At 61.3% G+C, this 18,558-nt stretch carries 14 protein-coding genes; 9 read left to right on the forward strand and 5 right to left on the reverse strand.

Going from position 1 to position 18,558, the window contains the following annotated elements:
• Positions 1-72: 72 nt before the first annotated feature.
• From I2I05_RS00535 to I2I05_RS00545, 3 genes are all read right to left on the reverse strand, one after another.
• Positions 73-1,110: a hypothetical protein gene (locus I2I05_RS00535; RefSeq protein ID WP_317192289.1), complete on the reverse strand. Its 1,038-nt coding sequence runs from the start codon at positions 1,108-1,110 to the stop codon at positions 73-75.
• Between the two features lie 198 nt (positions 1,111-1,308).
• Positions 1,309-2,676: a TonB family protein gene (locus tag I2I05_RS00540; RefSeq protein ID WP_196280269.1), complete on the reverse strand. Its 1,368-nt coding sequence runs from the start codon at positions 2,674-2,676 to the stop codon at positions 1,309-1,311.
• The gene (locus I2I05_RS00545; RefSeq protein WP_196280270.1) at positions 2,654-3,058 is read right to left on the reverse strand and encodes a BlaI/MecI/CopY family transcriptional regulator; all 405 of its coding nucleotides are present in this window, start codon (positions 3,056-3,058) and stop codon (positions 2,654-2,656) included. The genes I2I05_RS00540 and I2I05_RS00545 overlap by 23 nt, the downstream gene beginning before the upstream one ends.
• Before the next feature lie 233 nt (positions 3,059-3,291).
• Here I2I05_RS00545 and I2I05_RS00550 point away from each other — a divergent pair, with 233 nt between their 5' ends.
• The 6 genes from I2I05_RS00550 to I2I05_RS00575 all read left to right on the forward strand — a co-directional run bounded on the left by I2I05_RS00550 (position 3,292) and on the right by I2I05_RS00575 (position 11,618).
• Positions 3,292-3,849 (forward strand): RNA polymerase sigma factor, encoded by a 558-nt coding sequence (locus I2I05_RS00550; RefSeq protein ID WP_196280271.1) that lies wholly within the window; start codon positions 3,292-3,294, stop codon positions 3,847-3,849.
• Positions 3,850-4,532: 683 nt separating this feature from the next.
• On the forward strand, positions 4,533-5,669 hold the full coding sequence (locus I2I05_RS00555) for a hypothetical protein (protein WP_196280272.1): 1,137 nt from the start codon (positions 4,533-4,535) through the stop codon (positions 5,667-5,669).
• Positions 5,670-7,430: 1,761 nt separating this feature from the next.
• Positions 7,431-8,660, forward strand: coding sequence for a DUF7619 domain-containing protein (locus I2I05_RS22415; protein ID WP_394368720.1), 1,230 nt, complete (start codon positions 7,431-7,433; stop codon positions 8,658-8,660).
• Positions 8,661-8,939: 279 nt separating this feature from the next.
• Complete coding sequence (locus I2I05_RS00565) at positions 8,940-9,749, forward strand: porin family protein (RefSeq protein ID WP_196280274.1); 810 nt, start codon at positions 8,940-8,942, stop codon at positions 9,747-9,749.
• A 257-nt stretch (positions 9,750-10,006) separates the two neighbouring features.
• A complete protein-coding gene (locus I2I05_RS00570) occupies positions 10,007-10,462 on the forward strand; it encodes a DUF2147 domain-containing protein (protein ID WP_196280275.1) in 456 nt (151 codons plus the stop codon).
• Positions 10,463-10,556: 94 nt separating this feature from the next.
• The gene (locus tag I2I05_RS00575) at positions 10,557-11,618 is read left to right on the forward strand and encodes a DUF6268 family outer membrane beta-barrel protein (protein ID WP_230688058.1); all 1,062 of its coding nucleotides are present in this window, start codon (positions 10,557-10,559) and stop codon (positions 11,616-11,618) included.
• 135 nt (positions 11,619-11,753) lie between these two features.
• Here the strand turns inward: I2I05_RS00575 and I2I05_RS00580 are convergent, their stop codons facing one another.
• A complete protein-coding gene (locus tag I2I05_RS00580) occupies positions 11,754-13,736 on the reverse strand; it encodes a vWA domain-containing protein (protein WP_196280276.1) in 1,983 nt (660 codons plus the stop codon).
• A gap of 103 nt (positions 13,737-13,839) precedes the next feature.
• Here I2I05_RS00580 and I2I05_RS00585 point away from each other — a divergent pair, with 103 nt between their 5' ends.
• From I2I05_RS00585 to I2I05_RS00595, 3 genes are all read left to right on the forward strand, one after another.
• On the forward strand, positions 13,840-14,526 hold the full coding sequence (locus tag I2I05_RS00585) for an RNA polymerase sigma factor (protein WP_196280277.1): 687 nt from the start codon (positions 13,840-13,842) through the stop codon (positions 14,524-14,526).
• A complete protein-coding gene (locus I2I05_RS00590; protein WP_196280278.1) occupies positions 14,513-15,685 on the forward strand; it encodes an energy transducer TonB in 1,173 nt (390 codons plus the stop codon). The genes I2I05_RS00585 and I2I05_RS00590 overlap by 14 nt, the downstream gene beginning before the upstream one ends.
• Positions 15,686-16,143: 458 nt before the next feature.
• A complete protein-coding gene (locus I2I05_RS00595; protein ID WP_230688059.1) occupies positions 16,144-17,391 on the forward strand; it encodes a S8 family serine peptidase in 1,248 nt (415 codons plus the stop codon).
• Between the two features lie 74 nt (positions 17,392-17,465).
• Here I2I05_RS00595 and I2I05_RS00600 read toward each other — a convergent pair whose 3' ends face one another.
• A complete protein-coding gene (locus I2I05_RS00600; protein WP_196280279.1) occupies positions 17,466-18,557 on the reverse strand; it encodes a proline iminopeptidase-family hydrolase in 1,092 nt (363 codons plus the stop codon).
• Position 18,558: the final 1 nt, after the last annotated feature.

Raw genomic sequence — 18,558 nt, forward strand, 5'->3', positions numbered from 1 at the left:
TGTCTCAACAAGCACGCAAAAGGCCCCGGCAGAACATTCTGCCGGGGCCTTTTGCGTAGAGCTGTTCAGCGCTTACTGGTACTGAATATACAGCGGCGAGGGCGTTAGGGCAATGACCTCCTCGGGCGTCATGATGTGGTGGGGCTTGGGGCGGGCATCGTACTCGTAGAACAGCTTGAAGCCGGTGTACTGCACGGGCTCGGCCACGATGTAGTCTTTGTAGGAATCCTTCTTGAGCGTGGGCTCGCCGTGCCCGTCCATGTGCATCACAATCTGCACGCGGGGGTCGAGCTTGATGTTTTTGTAGTTGGTAATCATTTTCCGCGTGAAGCGGTGCACGGTCAGGACTTTGGGCGGGAGCTTGTTTTCGCTCACGATGCGGGCCAGGAAGTTCACGGTGAAGTTCACGTCCTTGGCGTCGAGGGTCCCGATTTTCTGGTTGGGGCGCACGCCGGGCATGGTGGAGAGCGAAAACTCGGGGTCGATGCCCAGGTGAACGATGGGGTCTTTGAGGTACTGCTCCAGCTTGGGCAGTTCGGCGGCCAGCGTGCTATGGCCGGGCTGCACGTCCAGAAACAGAATGCAGTTGTGCTCCTTGGCCCAGCTAAGCACCTCTTCGATGGTGGCTTTGGAGTTCATCAGGCGCCACTTGCCGTCTTTGCCGGGCGTGCCCTGGGCCGTGATGGTGACGTTGTGCAACGCGGCCTGCACGCCCCGGCTGGGGTCGGCGGCACGCCACTCGGCCAGCACCTTCTCAAACTTGCGGAACATCTGCTCCTTGGGCTCGCGGCCCAAAATGCCCATGCCCTTCGAGCGGATGTTGCCATAGAAAGCCACGATGCGCTTGCCCGGCAGGATGGCGCCCGGCAGCTGCCCGCTTTTCTTCATGATGGAGTCGGCCAGCAACGAATCGCGGCGGATGACCTGCATCCGGATTTGGGCCGAGTCAATGGGCGCGGGCGTGGCGGGGGCGGTGCTGCCGTCGGCAGCGAGGCCGGCGGCGGGCTCGCCCTCGGCAGGACGGGTTTGGCAGGCGGGCAAGCTCGCGGCAGCCAGCAGGCTTAGCGAAGCAGCCACTACAACGTGGCGCGGCAGGAGGGAAAACAACACGGAATAAATCTGAATAAGAAGGGGAATACTACCCGCAAGTTAACCCCTTTTGAGCGGTTGTTGTCGAGGCTAACGCAGAAAGGCCCCGCCCAGTGGCGGAGCTTTTCGAGCGGTTTCTCCAGGCAGCGGGCCGCAAAGTGCCGGGAGCCGTAGCTCCGGACCTGCAACAAGCCGCTGTTTATTTTTTGCAACAAATGCCTATTTAGCAAACTCCACGGGCACCGTGAAGGTGACGGAGACGGCCTTACCGTCTTGCTGACCAGGCACAAAACGCGGCAATTTTTCTACGGCTGCCACCGTCGCCGCATCGTACGCAGGAGCTAAGCCCTTAACAATTTTAGCCTGTTGTACCTGCCCTTCGCTGTTCACGATAAAGGAAACAAATACCCGCCCCTGCTTCCGGTCAGCCGACGCCACTGACGGATAAGCCAGGTTGCTTTTAATGGCATCTATAATGGCCCTATTGCCGCCCCCACCGGGAAGTTGAGGCATCTTTTCGACGTAAGTGTAAACCTTACCAGGACCGGGATTTTCCTGCCCAAGCAGTTCTGGTGGGGGCGGAGGCGCGATATCCGGCGCAGGGGGCGGCGGCGGTGGGGGTGGAGGTGTCGCGTCCATGACGGTGGGCGGCGGGGGCGGAGGCATGTCGGGCACAAGTAGATTTCGCTCGCAGGCAACGGTGACGAAGGACACTGCCAGCAGCGGCAGCGCGAACCACTGTTTCCAGCGGCGAATGGGAGAATTTTGGTGTATCATGGCTATGCGACGTAAGGTTTGGGAATGGGAAAAGGAGTGCGCAAGCGGGATGGAGAAACCAAGACGGGTGGCTACTTGCCGGGCCAAAAGGTGAGCGTAGGAATGTGTGGGCGAAAAGGCTGGCGCCACAGCGGCGTCGTGGCGCAGCGCGGCTTCGTCGGCTAAGAATTCGTGGGTGAGGGCCAGCGCCCGGCCACTGAGGTGCACAAAGGGGTTGAACCACAGTGCCACGCGCAGCAGCTCCAGCAGCAGGCGGTCGTAGGTGTGGCCTTGTTGCACGTGAGCGAGTTCGTGGCGTAGCACTTGGCCGGCTTCGGTGACACTCAGCGGCAGGGTTTCGTCCCAAAAAACGGCTTTGCCAAAGGAGCTGGTGGCCAGCGTGCCGTGGGTGCGCACCAGCGTGTAGCCGGCGCACTGCTCGCGGGCCAAATGGCGCGTGCTCAGCCACAACCGGCCCAGCTCCCAGCCCAATTTCACCAGCATAAACACCGCGCCGCTTAGGTAAATTGCCAGCACCCAGAACGGCCAGTCTACCCCAGTGGCCTCGCCGGTTGTCTTCGCTCCTATTACCACCGAAGGCAGCAGCACCGACGCCATTCCAGCCAGCTTGCCCTGGCCTGCTACCCAGCTAGCTAGCCAACTCAGGGATAACAGCGGCAGGCCCGCCGCCAGCACCGGCCCCAGCACCAGAAACACCCGGTTGTAGACAAAGCTGCGCTCTGAGCGCAACAGCAAACGGTAGCAGAGCCACCACGCGCCCAGCAGCACCGTGCTGAGCAGCATCCAATTAAGCAGGCTGATTGGGTTCATTGGAATCAGGGGTTTGGGGATGGGAAGCGTGGCGAAGCAGCTCGTCGAGCTGGGCGGCATCGAGGTTTTCTTCCTTGGCAAAGAAGGAAACCAGCCGGCTGAAGGAATTGCCGAAGTGGCCGCCCAGCAGCTTGCGCAGCGAGAAGCGGCGGTACTCGTCCTGGGCCACCAGCACGAAGTAGCGGTGCGTGCGCCCGAAAGCCTCGTGGTCCACGAAGCCCTTGGTTTCGAGGATGCGGATGATGGTGGACACCGTGTTGTAGGCCGGCGCGGGGGCCGGCAGCTCGGCCAGCACGTCCTTCACGAAGGAGGGGCCAAGCCGCCAAAGCACCTGCATCACTTGTTCTTCGGCGCGGGTGAGTTCAGGGAAGGACGGGTCCATGGAATAGGTATCAGGAGATGATGTTAAGGTAACGCAAACGTATAACTAAATTTTTAGTTTAAAAACTATTTTCTTAGTTTAATTTGTGTCGGCCTGGTTTGTCCATCTCTATACCGCTATTAATTAGCCGACCACCTTATCGTTGAAAAAAATAATTGTTTGGGTCGGCAGCCTTTTGGCGTCGGCACGGGTCTGGCCCGCACCTGCCCGACGCCCGGGCTTACCTTGCCCCCATGCCGGCTCCACCCGCTGACTTAGCCGACCTTCTTTCCCGCTGCGCCCGCCACGAGCCGGCGGCCCAACGCCAACTCTATGCTCACTTTGCCGGGCGCATGCTGGGCGTGGCGCGCCGCTACGTGCGCTCGGTGCCTGAGGCCGAAGACATTTTGCAAGACGCCTTCGTGAAGGCGTTTACGCGACTGAACGATTTCCGAGCCGAGGGGTCGTTTGAAGGCTGGCTGCGGCGCATTGTGGTCACCACGGCCCTCAACCACTGGCAAAGCGGGCAGCACCGCCGCCAGCAATTGCTGCTCGACGACGTGCCCGAGCCCTTCGCCGCCGATGCTAATGCTCTTGACCGCCTGGGCGTGGCCGAGGTGCTGGCCCTGATGGAGCAACTGCCCGACGGCTGCCGGCTCGTGCTCAACCTCTACGCCGTGGACGGCTACACCCACAACGAAATAGCGGAACTGCTGGGCATTCAGGTCAGCACTTCGAAGGCCCAGCTCAGCAAGGCCCGCAAACAACTTCACCTGCTGCACCAGCGGCAGACCAGCTACTTGAACTTATGATGGAAGAACCGGAAGAAAACCGCCTCGACCACTCCCTGCGCGACAAATTCGAAGATTTTGACCTGACCCCGAGCGCGCACGTTTGGGCCGGCATTGAGCAACGCATCGGGGCGCCAGCCCCCATGCTGCGCCCGCGCCGACGGCCGTTGCCATTGCCGCTACTGTTTGGACTCACGGCCCTGCTGGCGGGGCTGCTGGGCTGGCTGCTGCCGCGGGGAGAAACTTCTCCCGGGATAAAGCGCGCGGTCTTGGAAACGACTGTAACCACTAACTCCACCAAGGAAAAATCTGCGTTCGCAAAGCCACAAGCCCGCTCCACAGAGCCAAATACCCACAATAATGGAACGCGTACTGCTGTTCAACGTTCATATACTGCCCAGGAAGCAGCCGCTGTTGGGGCCATGCCTAGTCGTACACGGACACGCGTGGCGGCAATGGCCCAAACGCGTGGTGCGGTGCCCCCGCAGCACCCGGATTTTACCACGCCAGCTTCTGCACCTCACATTGCAGGCCCTCTGTCACTGGCTACCGCTACCGCAGTTGGTAAAGAAGGTTCTCCCACGCCTTCATCCGCTGCAATCGCTGGAATTGCAACAATTGCTGCGGCTTCCGCAGAAACACGGGCTGCCGGTGACACGATAAACGGCGTTCCGGCGCTCACCGCGGAGCTCGTTCCGGCCACCTTGCGCACCTTGGCAGCCTTGGAGCGCGAAACGTTGGTTCAACTCCCCAGCATCACCACGCTGAGCCCCGGTACCCCGCCGGCCAGCAGCCGGGCCGCGCTGCTGGCCACCCTGCGCGCCGAGCGAGCCGAACTGCTGCGCCTCCAACGCCGCACCGACAGCACACTGCTGGTCTTGGGCGACATCCTACCCGCCGCTCCGCTCCTAGCCATCCGCCCCGATACGGCCGCCCGCCCACCCGAAATTGACCCTGAAAAACCCGCGGCCCGCAAGTGGAGCCTGCTGCTAACGGCCACACCCGAGCAAAATACCCTTACCCTGCAAGGCCCCGAGGGCGACAGCCTCACGGCCCTGCGCCGCAACCATGAAACCGGCCGCGCCGGCCTCAACGCCGCCTTGCTGGCCGAATACCAGCTCACGCCCCGTCTGAGCGTAGGCGGCGGCGTGGGCTACAACACCTACGGCGCCGACTTGCGCCTCACCACCAAAAACACCGAGGTACGGGTACGCTACGACTCCACCACCACCCGCACCACCAGCTTCTATACCTCCACCAACCGAACCTATTCCATCCGCATTGTCCAGATGCCGCAGCTCTCGCCGGTGTTCAACCCCAGCGGCCAGGTCATTCGCTACGACACGGTGTACGTGCCTCGCCAGGACACGGTGTTCACTACCACGGTCCAGCGCGACAGCATCCACGCCATCACCCGGACGGTAACGCCGCTCATCAGCAAGTACGAGACCATTACGTCCAAGCTGCTTCAGCCCAATTACCGGTTTTTCACGGTGCCGGTGCTGCTGCGCTACCGCCTCACCATGGGTTCGGGCCGCTGGTGGGCCGATGTGGCCGCCGGCGCGCAACTCCAGTTTTTCCTCGGCGGCACGCAGGTGGTGACGGAGGACGGCGAGAACTTCCGCACCGAAACCATCCGGGCCGGGGCCGGGCCGTTCCGGGCGCTCAACGTGGCTCTTTCCGGCTCGTTGGCGCTGAATTACGCCCTCACCAACCGCCTCACCGTGAGCGTGGCGCCCAGCATGCGCTGGCAGGCCCTATCCATCTATAAGCCCGAAACGGGGCTGCGCCAGCAGCCCACGGCCACCGGCCTGCAATTGGGCATCCGGTTTAAACTGTAACTAATTCCGGCTCGGCCAGCAGCCTTTTTCGCAGGGGGCTGGTCTGGCCTTCTGAAACGCGGTGCTGCGCTCCGGCCGGGGCAGTAGCAAGGTTCACGGCGCGGCCACGCTTTTGGCTTTCCTCCCTTTCTTTTCTTGTTGCTGATGAAAATACTACGTTCTTGCTACCTGCTGGTATTTTTCCTGATATTGGCCGGCCTGGGGTCGGCGCGGGCGCAGTCCTTCGCCTGGGCGAAGATTGCCCGAACTCCTACCGATACGGCTTACGCGACTGCTAGTCGCCAAGTAAGTGCAACCGATGCTGACGGGAATACTTACGCCTATATCCCCTTCCGGGAAAGTCTTATAGTGGAGAGTACTGTGCTGACGGCAGCCCCAACCGGCTCCGCAGCCGTCATTAAATACGATTCGACGGGTACTGTGCTATGGATAAAACAGTTGCAGGACTTGGTAATCACGAAGATGGCGGTGGACAACAGCGCCGACGGGGTGTTCATTACCGCATTCAAAGAAGTTGCGGGCGGCGGTACTTGGGACGGCACCGCCATTCCGGTTACTCCCAACCGCGCCTTCTACGCCAAAGCGTCGGCAGGTGGAACGCTGCAATGGACCCGTGCGCTGCCAGACCTTAATTTATACGATGGCAGTTTTGGGGTAGTGGCCGACGATGCCGGCCGCGCCTATGTACTGGGCGTGTTGTTAAATCCTGGCACTGTTAGCGGCACAAACGCAGAGGCTGACGACGCTTTCATACTCCAAACAAACGGCACCGGTACGACCCAATGGGTGCGCGTGCTACACGGCACTTCGTTTCTCTCACTAAGCGGCCTGCAGATGGGACCCAAGCCCAGCGGAGGTTTTTTGATTAGTGGATTGCTTCTAAATTCGTTGTATCTGGGTGCGGGCACGGCTAACCCATTGCTTACAGTTTCCGGAGGAGGGAGTACCAATGGCTTTTTGAGCAGCTTCGACGGTACCGGCACTCATCAGTGGAGCCGAATAGTAGGCACCACAACGCAGCAAGGGCGAGGATTTGCCGCCATCAAGAGCCTGGCCGCAGATGCCAACGGCAATGCTTACGTGACAGGCACGGGCTACCAGCCATTGCAGATTGGGAGCCTCACGCTAACTTCTGGTTACTTTCTGGCCAAGTACAATGCCGCCGGAGTTGTGGTATGGGCCCGCGGTGGGCAACCCATACCAAACTGGTACCCCAGTTATCCAGGGGAACTCTTGGTGGCAAACAACGCTGGCGTAACCGTAACAGTGAGATTATCTCCCGGTTCAATTATTGCTTCCCCTAGCCCCGCATCGTTGGTACTGGGTACCCTAGAGCTACGAGCACCTGTCACCTTCGTTCACTACACGGCTCAGGGCCTCGAACAGTGGGCCGTAGCTGATACTTGGCCGGGCCCAATCCCCACCGTCTCGGCGCAGCCGCCCTATTATCGGCCCACAAGCATGGGCTTGGATGCGCGCGGCAACGTGTACTCCGTAGGCCAAGTTGTTCGGGGTAATGGGGTCGGCCCCCCTATAGGCCCGGCGCCCACCATTCAACTGGGCAGTCAGACAACGGTGGGCCGGGGCAGCATTGTGACCCGCCTCAACGCGTATGCCAACACGCTTCGCGGGCAGGTGTACCTAGACCAGAATGCGAACGGGCAACGCGACGCAACAGAAGGCATTTTCCCGATTCCACTCACCGGGGCTTTGGTTCAGGGCACTACCACCACCTATTTCCCGGTGGACATGACAGGCACGATGCAAGCATACGCCAGCCCCGGCAACTACTCCCTGAGTTTGGCACGGATTCCCACCTACTACACGGTAAGTCAGCCCGGCAACGGTGGCAGGTATTCGGGCACGTTCAGCGGCGTTAGCCAACTGGTAAGTGAGCAGCATTTTGGCTTGGCCCCAATCCCTAACCAAGCCGACGTGCGCATCACGCTCACGCCTTATGGTCCGGCGCGGCCCGGCTTCACCACCCGCTACCGCGCCACGCTGGAAAACGTGGGTACTACTACAGCCAATGGCACCGTCACGGCCACGCTTGATAGCCACGCCGAATACGTGAGCAGCACGCCCAGCGGCACCCGGGCAGGCCAGGCCATCACGTGGAATTACGCCGGACTGGCCCCTTTCAACCGGCTCGATTTCGACGTGCTGTTCAGCTTGCCCACCAATACCCCGCCGGGCACGGTGCTCACGTCCACCGCTTCCGCGCCGCTCGCCGCCGATGTTGCCCCGGCCGATAACACGACCAGCAACGTCCAAACCGTCACCGCCTCGTTTGACCCCAACGACATCACCGTGAACTACGCGCGCCTCACACCGACGCAAGTGGCCGCTGGCCAGCCGCTCGACTACACAGTGCGTTTCCAGAACATGGGAACCGACACGGCCTTCACGGTGATTGTGAAAGACACGCTCAATTTCCAAAAGCTCCGGCTCAGCACCTTGCAGTTGGTGGCCCAGTCGCACAACTGCATCTGGAGCCTGACTGGAAAAGGTGAACTCACGGTGCGCTTCCTCAATATCGGACTCCCCCACCGCAACCAGAACGTGATTCGCTCGCAAGGATTTGTACGGTTCCGGGTGTTGCCGCAAGCCACGCTGGCAGTGGGCGAAGTCATTCCCAATCACGCCAATATTTTCTTTGACTACAACGCCCCCGTGCGCACCAACACCGCGACCACCACGGTGTTTCTGGCCACGGCAGCCCTAGACCACCACGATGCCGCCGCTTGGAGCGCCTACCCGAATCCCGCTACCGACGCCATTACTGTGGTTACGGAACTAGCCACCGCCGGCTCCGTACGCTTAGAATTGCTCGATGCCTTGGGCCGCCTCGTGCGCCAGCAAACCCTGAAGGCCCCGGCCGGCGCCCTGCGCCAAACGCTGGACTTGCACGGCCTAGCCCCAGGCCTGTACGTGCTGCGCATCACGCCGCCCACGGGCCCAGCCAGCAGCAGCCAAGTAGTGCGCGAATAGCCCCCAACACCTTCTGCCCAAGAGTCGGGCCATCCTGTATCAAGGATGGCCCGACTTTTTTTGCGTTTGAGAGTCCCGGCGTTTGGTCGATTTTAGGAGCCCGCTGATGGGTGCATTACAGCCCTTGGTCGGCACAGTGGGCGGGGCCCCGGGCCGGGTCCGGTACGCTCCAACTGGTTTGGCACGGTTTTGTAATACATCTTTTCATCGGCCCAATAGCCGGGCATTTGGCCCGGTAGCGACGGGCCGATTTCTTTCACTCCTCCAACCATTTTGGTTATGAAAATTTCACGCCTTTCGGGCGGCCTGGCCGCGGCTTGCCTTTTGATTTCTGCTTTTGCCGGGTCGGCTTCGGCCCAGGGCGCCCGCGATGCCTATGGCAACCCCAAAGCTGCGCCGTCGCCCCGCACCACGGCGCCGGTGCGCCGCGCGCCAGCCCGCACCCAGTCAGCGTATTCCACTCCCGTTAGCAGCAATTCCGGCGTTCGGTTCGGCTTCCGGGGCGGTTTGAACTTGGCCGATGTGCAAGGCGACGCCGTGAAAAGCTTCACTGACCTCACCGGCTACCTGCCCGATGGCGCCATCACCCGCGAAATGCGCCCCGGCTTCTACGCTGGCCTCTACGCCACGCTGCCCCTGGGCCCAAGCTTTGCCATTGAGCCCGGCGTTTCGTACTCCGAAAAAGGCACCGTGCTGCAAGGCAAAGTGCCGGTGCCCGCTCTCGATTTCCTGAATACCAACCTCACCGGCACGGCCCGCTTGGCCTACATCGATGTGCCGGTGCTCGCCAAAGTATTCGTTACCCCCGGCTTCTACCTCTACGCCGGTCCACAGGCTTCGTTCTTGGTCAGCGGCAAGGCCCGTGTTGAAGCCGGCGCGCTGGGATTCAGCGCTTACCAGCAGGATTTCGACATCTCCAACCAACTCCGCAAAGTGGACTTTGCCGCCGTGGCGGGCTTAGGCTACCAGTTTGAAAACGGCCTGGGCCTGAGTGCTGGCTACGACTACGGCCTGTCGTCACTCGACACCGGCAACCGCTTCGATGCCCAGAACCGGGTAATCAAAGCGGGCCTGAACTTCTCTTTTTAGCCGCTGATTATCAGCCATTCTATTCCACTTATACCTGTTCATCAATCCTTTCAGTGATTATCTGAATTAAGCTATGAAGGCCCTACTGCTGCAACAGTGGGGCCTTTTTATTGGCTGGCTTCCGCTCAATAAAACGCTATGGCCCTACTGGTTTAGGGAAAGCAGTACGCAACCTGCTAAAGCTCTTAGATTTATTGGTTCCTATGTATACATTTGCCATTAATTGCTCTTTCATTTTTCATTAAAAAAAACCCACCATGACCAAACGTTTTTTAGGATTCTTCCTGCTCCTTAGCCTCGTAATGGCTGCTTTCGCGGCTCAAGCCGCTGCCAAACCCGATGACGTTCTCGGCGTCTGGAAAAACGGGGAGGGAACCGGCATGATTCAGATTTTCAAGAAAGGCGATAAATACTATGGCCGCCTGGTGTGGCTGAAAGTGGCCAACAACCCCGACGGCACGCCCCGCACCGACGTGAACAACCCCGAGGAAACCAAGCGTAAAATTGCTCTCAAAGGCCTGGAAAACATGCGCGACTTCACCTACGCTGGCGACAACAAGTGGGAAAACGGGAAAATCTACGACCCCAAAAATGGCAGCGACTACAGCTGCGAAATGACCTTGGTGGACGCCAACACGCTGGAAGTGCGTGGCTTTATAGGCGTCTCGCTCTTTGGGCGAACCGACGTGTGGAAGCGCCAAGTAAAAAAATAATAGCCTGCTGTTGTTGATTTTCCCGAGCTACTGCCCCTGCTGGGCAGTGGCTCGGGATACCTACTTTTGGTTGATTCACCATCCCACCCACTGCATGAAATTCCTCTACTTTACGCTCGCGGCCTGCGTGCTCGCCCTGGCGCCAGCGGCGGCCCAAGTCACTGACACCACCCGCACCACCGCGCCGGCAGCCGACGAAAACTTCGACGACTTTGGCGATGTCGGCGCGGGCGCGGGCACCTACAACACCCAGAAAGTTCTTTACCTCACGCCCACCAAGCTGATTTCGGTGGGGTACGAAGGCCAGCTGGGCTACGACATGACCACCGCCGGCCCGCTGCCCGCCAGCACGGCGGCCGTGGAAACCCGCGTGAACTCGGCCCGCGGCGTGCGACTGGCGTTCAACGCGCCGGTCATCTCGCGCAACGACTTTATTTTCAACGTGGGCCTGACGTACTGGAACACGGGCATGGACCTGGCCAACGCCGAACGGTCGCCTTACTTCGACAAGCTGCAAGACGGCCTGCGCACAACGGGCCTGAACACCACCATCTTTAACCCCATCGACAACAAGCACTTCGTTATCCTGCAACTCAACCTCGACGCCAACGGCAACTACCGCAGCCTCAAGGACGTGCAGACCGAAGCTTTCACCTTCAGTGCCACGGGCATTTACGGCTGGAAGCCCAACGACAACCTGCAGTGGGGCGTGGGCCTGAGCCGCACCTACCGCGCCGGCCAGCTGCTGCACATTCCGGTGCTGCTCTACAACCGCACTTTCTCGCCGCAGTGGGGCTGCGAAGTGGTGTTTCCAGCCCGCGCCGAAATTCGCCGCAACTTCGGCACCAACGCCTTGCTAAAATTCGGCTACGAGCTGGAAGGCAACACTTACTATCTGGGCAACATCGGACCCGACGAGGTGTACCTGCGCCGCGGCGAGCTGAAGCCCCGCCTTACCTACGAGCGCCAGCTTTCGGGCTTCGTGTGGGTGTCGGCGCAAGCTGGCCTGCGCTACAACTACCGCAACGACGCCTTCCGCAACCAGGACGTGACCGGCGAGCGCGAAAGCACGCTGGGCTCGGAACCCTCGCTGTACAAAAACACGCTCACCAACCCGCTGTATTTCAACATCAGCCTGAACCTGGTTAGCCCATAATTTGGTGCTTTGGTTTTAGATGCACTAAAAGGCCCCCTCGCAGCTGCGAGGGGGCCTTTTGATTAGTAGCATGGTCCTTGGGAGTCCACGCGTAGGAGAAATCTCCTCCAAGACTCGCAGAGTCCACGCTACAGCCTACCTTTTTCCTATGCTGCCGCTGCTGCCGCTCAGGCCTTCGGCCAAGCGCACGAGGCGCACGAGCTCGGCGCGGTAGCCGTCGGCATCGGTGCCGCGGGCGTTGTTGGCCAGTTGCTCGGTGGCGGCCCAGGTGGCAGTGCCGCGCTGCTCGCTCTGGCGCAGCAACATGCCGAACTGGGCCACAGCAGCGGAAAAGCGGAAGTCGGGCGAGGCACTGGCAATGGCGGCCGGCGCGCCGGTGAGGGCTTGCGTCAGGAGCTTGCTGCTGTTGCCCTGCGGCTCTTTGTAGCGCAGCTTCACGGTCAGCACTTCGCCGGCGCTTTGCGCCAAAACCACGGCGGGGCTGGCCTTCTCGGCTTGATATTTTAACTGGTCAACCAAGGGCTGGGGGCTGCCTACGGGCACAATCTCGTAGAGCGCCGTGACGGTATGACCGGCGCCGAGCTCACCGGCGTCTTTGCGGTCGTTGTTGAAATCTTCGGCTTCGAGCAGGCGGTTTTCGTAGCCCACGAGGCGGTAGTTGGCCACGCGGACGGGATTGAATTCAACCTGGAGCTTTACGTCATTGGCCACCGTAAAGAGCGTGCCGCCGAACTGGGCCACGAGTACCCGGCCGGCTTCGTCAAGGTTATCGAGGTAGGCGTAGTTGCCGTTGCCTTTATCGGCCAGGGTTTCCATGCGGGAATCGCGCAGATTGCCGCGGCCGCAGCCTAACACGGTCAGAAAAATCCCGCTCTCGCGCTGGTCCACGATGAGCTGCTCCAGGGCCTGCTCACTGCTTTCGCCCACGTTGAAGTCGCCGTCGCTGGCGAGAATGACGCGGTTGTTGCCTGCTTTATTGAAGGATTGGCGGGCCGTGGAATACGCCAGGCGCAAGCCCGCGCCGCCGGCCGTGGAGCCCCCCGCCTGCAGCCGGTCGATGGCCTCGAGGATGACTTGTGGCTGCGAGCCGGGCGTGGGCGGTAGCACCAAGCCGGCCGCGCCGGCGTACACTACCAGCGCCACCCGGTCCTGGGGCCGGAGCTGTTTCACCAGCAGCTTGAGGCCCGCTTGCACCAGCGGCAAGCGGTCGGGGCCAGCCATCGAGCCCGACACGTCGACCAGAAAAACCAGGTTGGCGGGCGGCAGCTGGGTAGTTTCCACCTTTTTGGCTTGGATGCCGATGCGGGCCAGCTGATGGGCCGTATTCCAGGGGCAAACCGCCAATTCGGTGCTGATGCGCACGGGGTCGGGCGATGCGGTGGGCGGTGCGGCGTAGTCGTAGCGGAAGTAGTTCAGCATTTCCTCCACGCGCACGGCGTCGCGTGGGGGCAGCTGGCCTTCGTTGAGAAAGCGGCGCACGTTGCTGTACGAGGCGTTGTCCACGTCGAGCGCAAAGGTGCTGAGCGGGGCGTTTTTAACCGTAAAAAAAGCGTTTTCCTTCACTTTGGCGTAGGTATCGCCCGCGCCGGCTTCGGCTTGGGCCGGATAGGGCGCGCCGGTTGGCTGGTTGCTGTCGTGCATTTCATAGGCCCCACGCTTGCTTTTCTTGTCCACATTCACCCCCGCCACCCGGCCGGCCAGGGTGCTCACGCTGCCGGTGACGGCCCGCGCCACGCCGCGCACCCCACGGCCGGTCACTACTGTCTCATTTAGCTGCTTTGTATCGGGCACCAAGCTCACATTGAGCACCCGGGCTTGTTGCACAGAGCGTTCCACCGTCGCGAAGCCAATGCTAGAAAACACCAGCGTGGCCTGAGGCGCGTTGGGCACCAGCAGGGTGTAGTAGCCGTTTTGGTCGGTAGAAGTGCCCGTGTTGGTACCTTTCACGAGGACGGTGGTGCCGGGCAGCGGCTGGCCGGTACGGGCTTCCCGCACGGTGCCCCGCACTTCGTGGTTGTGCAGCGTGTCGGGCAGCACGGCCGCCGGGGCGTGTTGGGCAAAAGCAGTTGCGGCCGGGGCCAGCAGCGCGAGCAGCGCCGGGAGCAGGAGGTTTTTCATAGCAACAGGGTTTGGGAGTGAGGTATGGCTAGCTGATGCGAGCAAGCGGCCAAATGCACATCGGCTCGAAAAAAATAGTGGCGTCGCCTATCTTCCGTGCTCCATGTTCTTCCGCCGCTCTTCCTCTGCCGCCACCGCACCGCTCTCCGACCAGGAACTGCTGGCCCGCTACCGCCTGCACGGCGCCGTAACGGACCTGGGCCTGCTCTACGACCGGTACCTGCCCGAGGCGTTTGCCGTGTGCCGCCGCTACCTTGCCCCGCCCGACGAAGACGCCCAGGATGCCGTGATGCAGCTGTTTGAGCACCTCGTGAAAGCCCTGCGCACCCACGCGCCCGACAACTTCCCGGCCTGGCTGCACACCACCGCCCGCAACCACTGCCTGATGCAGCTGCGCGCCCGCAAGCGCGCCGGCCCCAGCGCCGGGCCGCTCATTCTCAGCTTACCTGATGCGGCCGATGTGGAAACAGCCGGCGCCCGGCATCTGCTGGACGAGGAAGCTGCCGCCGAGGATGCCGAAGAAACCGAAAACCGCCTGCAAAGCATGGAGGCGGCCCTGGCCCTGCTTCCGCCCGCTCAGCGCCGTTGCCTCGAATTGTTTTACCTCGAAAAGAAGTGCTACCGCGACATCGCCGCCGAAACTGGCCTGGAGCTGAACCTCGTGCGCAGCCACCTGCAAAACGGCAAGCGCATGTTGCGCCGCCAACTGGAGCCCCCGCCCAAACCAGAACCCACGCCCCGCCCGCCCCTTCCCGCTTCCAACAATAATCCGCTCCATGTCGCCCGCTGATTCGCCTTTTGCTCCGCTGCCTGCTTCCGGCCCCCACCCGGCCACGGACGAGCTGCGCGCCTACGCGACCGGCACGCTGGCCCACGCCGAGCAGCACCGCATTGAGGCCCACACCCTTGATTGCGAGCGCTGCGCTGACTTGGTAGAAGGGTTCTCGATGAGCGACGCCCCGACCACCGACCAAGCCGTGGCCACGCTGCGCGCCCGCCTGCAAGCCCGCACCGGGACCCCGCAGCCCGTGCCGCTGGCTACCCGCTGGGCGTGGCCCCGCCTAGCGGCCGCGGCCGCGCTGCTGGGCGGGATAGCCGGAGGCATCTGGAGCTTGGAGCAACGCGACCCCGACCCCGTTGCCAAAGCCCGCTTAGAGGCCCCACAACCCATAGCAGCAGCGCCGCCGCAAACGTCGGCAGAGCCGGCTCTTGAGCAAGCTAGCGCCCCCGATGCGGCCGACGCTGGTGCTTCCAAAACGGCGGCATCGGCCGATTACGCAGCCGTAACAACGGCGCCGCCTCCTTCGGCCGCCCGCTCTGCCACCCAGCGAAGGGCAGGCCGCGCCGCCAAACGCATCCGCATGGCTGACAAGGAGGTGAAAGCCGACTACGCCATGGTGCCGGAATCTTCGGAGGCCAAGCAATCGGTGCTGCAGCAGGCCAATGAGGATAATGCGCCCGCCAGCATGGCCGCCGCCCCTGCTGTCCCCAATCTCGACGAGGTGCAGGCGCAAGAATCGGCCGCTGATACCCTCGCCACGCTCCGCTCCGAAGCGGTGGCCAGCCAATCGGCAAAAGCCAAAGCAGTAGAAACTGCTCCGATGGCAGCCAATTCCGCCGCAGCCCGCGTGGCCAACACGCCCATGCCCGCCGCGCCCAGCATCAAACCCGCCCCGGTGGGCGGCTCAGTGGCTCTGCGCGAATACCTCCGCAGCGAAGCCGCCGCCTTTGAACCCGAAACGCCAGCTATCCGCCTGACCGGTACGGTGCGGCTGAAATTCGTGGTAGGAGCCGATGGCAAACTCAGCGACCTGAAAGTGACCCGCGGCCTGCGCGCCGACTACGACGCCGAGGCCCTGCGCATTGTATGCGACGGCCCGGCCTGGCAACCGGGAATTTCCGGCGGCCGCCGGGCGCCCCTCCCAATGGAGCTTACCGTGCCTTTCTAAATCGGTTTTCTTCCCCTAAAAATGCGCCGCCCGAACCACTTGGTTCGGGCGGTTTTTTTTATAGCCGCCGGCCGTTGCTCTGCATGAATTTTATTCAAAATTCACTGGCTTTCACTCAAACTAGAAGTTGGCATTTTCAAGCAAATACACGGAGGCGTTGACGCCACGATTATCGATTATAAAATTGCACTAATTCTGCTTACGATAAAAAAATACGGGAAAAATATTGGGCTAAGAAAATTAAATGAATCATTCTACCCAAGGGTTAGTTTGGCACCCAATGAATATAATGGGACTAATCACCCAGGTTTCATATGACGCTATAGTTACTCTAGCATTTTTTATTCGCCTGCTGCAAGTATAAATATTTCTCTTCTGTCGAATTTCAATACGCTGTCTTTACATCTAATTACTCCGACATTTCTAACTCTATTTATCACCAACACTAATTTCTCATAATGCAAAAACGCTCTTCCAACATCCGTCTTGCTTCGTGGCTCGTGAGTGGTTCGCTGCTTGCCTCGTCTGCCGTATTTATGAGCTGTTCCCGGGAATCGGTGGAGCCGGCAAATCCCACAGCCGAAGCGCCTACGGTGGCTGAATCGCGGGCTGACGACGTGGTACCGGGCCACTACATTGTGGTGTTGAAAGACGGCGCTGTGGCTACCTCGCCCGCCGATAATTACTCGGAAAAAGTGCGCAAGGTGAGGGCCGCTGCCCAGGGGTTGTTGCGGGGCCGCGGCCTGAGCTCCGAAGCCGTGGGCGTGGCCTACGGGCACGTGCTGAAAGGTTTTGCCGCCAAGCTGACGCCTCAGCAAGCCGCTGGCTTAGCCAAAGACGGCCAAGTGAGCTACGTCGAAGCCGACCGCATTATTTCCCTGGGCAAGCCCGTGAGGGGGCCCAAAAGCCCAATTTCGGAGCCGACGCCAGCGCCCACGCCCAGCACCCAAACCGTGCCGGGTGGCATCACGCGGGTGGGCTACGGCGACGGCACCGGCAAAACCGCCTGGGTTATCGATACGGGCATCGACCTGAACCACCCCGACCTGAACGTGGACGTGGCCCGGAGCCGCTCGTTCCTGAGCACCAGCACGTCGGCGGAGGATGGCAATGGCCACGGCACGCACGTAGCCGGCACCATTGCGGCCAAAAACAACACCCTCGGCGTGGTGGGCGTGGCCGCCAACGCCAAGGTGGTGGCGGTGCGGGTGCTCGATGCCAGCGGCAGCGGCACGTCGTCGGGCGTCATTGCCGGCATCGACTACGTGGGCGCCAACGGCCAGGCCGGCGACGTGGCCAACATGAGCTTGGGCGGCAGCGCTTCGCTCGCCCTCGACAACGCCGTAATTAACGCGTCGAACAAGGGCATTCTGTTTGCGCTGGCCGCGGGCAACAATGCCGGCAACGCCGCGCTCAACTCGCCCGCCCGGGCCAACGGCGCCAACATCTTCACCATTTCGGCCATGGACAGCTACGACAACTGGGCCTCGTTCTCCAACTTCGGCAACCCGCCTGTGGACTACTGCATGCCCGGCGTGTACATCAAATCCACCTGGATTGGCGACGGCTACAACACCATCAGCGGCACGTCGATGGCCACGCCCCACATGGCGGGCGTGCTCCTGCTGCGCGGCAAGGCCTTCACCACCAGTGGCAGCGTGAAAAACGACCCCGACGGCATTGCCGACCGGATAGCCCATCTGTAAGGGCATTCCTCCGCTTCAGATACAAAAAGGCCGCCCGATGGGGCGGCCTTTTTCGCGTTAAATCCTGGCTCGCTCTATAGCGTTGCGCCGCCTCGGAACGAGCCGTCGTCTACCGATTTCAGGAACTTGATGAGGCCGGTGAAATAGGTTTGCTGGTCGTCGTAGAAGCTCATGTGGCTGCCGTTGGGGCAGATGAGGGCGTTGCCGTTCTTCACCTTGGCGGCAATCATGCGCATATGGTCGGGGTCCATGGTGTCGTATTTGCCGCCGATGGACAGCACCGGCACGGTGAGCTTGGGCAGGTCGGCGGTGCGGTCCCAGTTCAGGAGTTTGCCGGCTACGCCGAACTCGCTGGGGCCCTGCATGGTAACGTAGAGCGACTGGTTCATTTTGGCGAAGGAGCGGGACACCGGCTCGGGCCACTGGTCGAGGGGCAGGCGCAGGATGTGCTCGGCGTAGAAATTATGCATGAGCAGCTCCATGTAGCGCGGGTTGGCAAAGTCTTTCTTGGCCTCAATCCGGCGCACTTCGGCCAGTACTTCGGGCTTCATTTGCTTGGCCAGCACTTCTTGAGCATAGCGGCCGTAGGCGGGGCAGCTCATCATCATGTTCGAAATGATGAGGCCTTTAAGGTTTTGCTGGTATTTAAGGGCATACTCGGCCGCCAAAATTCCGCCCCAGGAGTGGCCCAGGAGGAAGAAATTGGTTTTGTCCAGGTTCAGGGCCTGGCGCACCTGCTCCACTTCTTCCACGTAGCGGGGCAGGCTCCACATGGCGGTGTCCTTGGGGTTGTCGGAGTTGCCGCAACCGAGTTGGTCGTAATAGATGAACTCGATGCCTTCCCGGGGCAGGAAGTTCTCCATGCACTCGAAATACTCGTGCGTAGCGCCCGGCCCGCCGTTGAGTAGCAGCACCTTCACCTTGGGGTTGTTGCCGAAGCGCTTGGTCCAGACGTTGAACTTGCCCTTGGGCGTGGTGATGGGAATGACCCGCACGCCGCCGTCCTGCACGCCCGTTTCGGTGGGCTGAAAGTAGGAGGCCGGCACCCCGGCCGCGGGAACGGCAACGGCGGTATCGGCAGGCGCTTCAGGCCGGCTGCAGCCCGCAATAAGTGAGGCACTTATCAGCAACGATGCTGCCAAGTGCAGGGGAGCAAAACACTTCATT

Origin of the sequence: Hymenobacter jeongseonensis, assembly GCF_015694725.1 — a bacterium.
Classification (GTDB): domain Bacteria; phylum Bacteroidota; class Bacteroidia; order Cytophagales; family Hymenobacteraceae; genus Hymenobacter; species Hymenobacter jeongseonensis.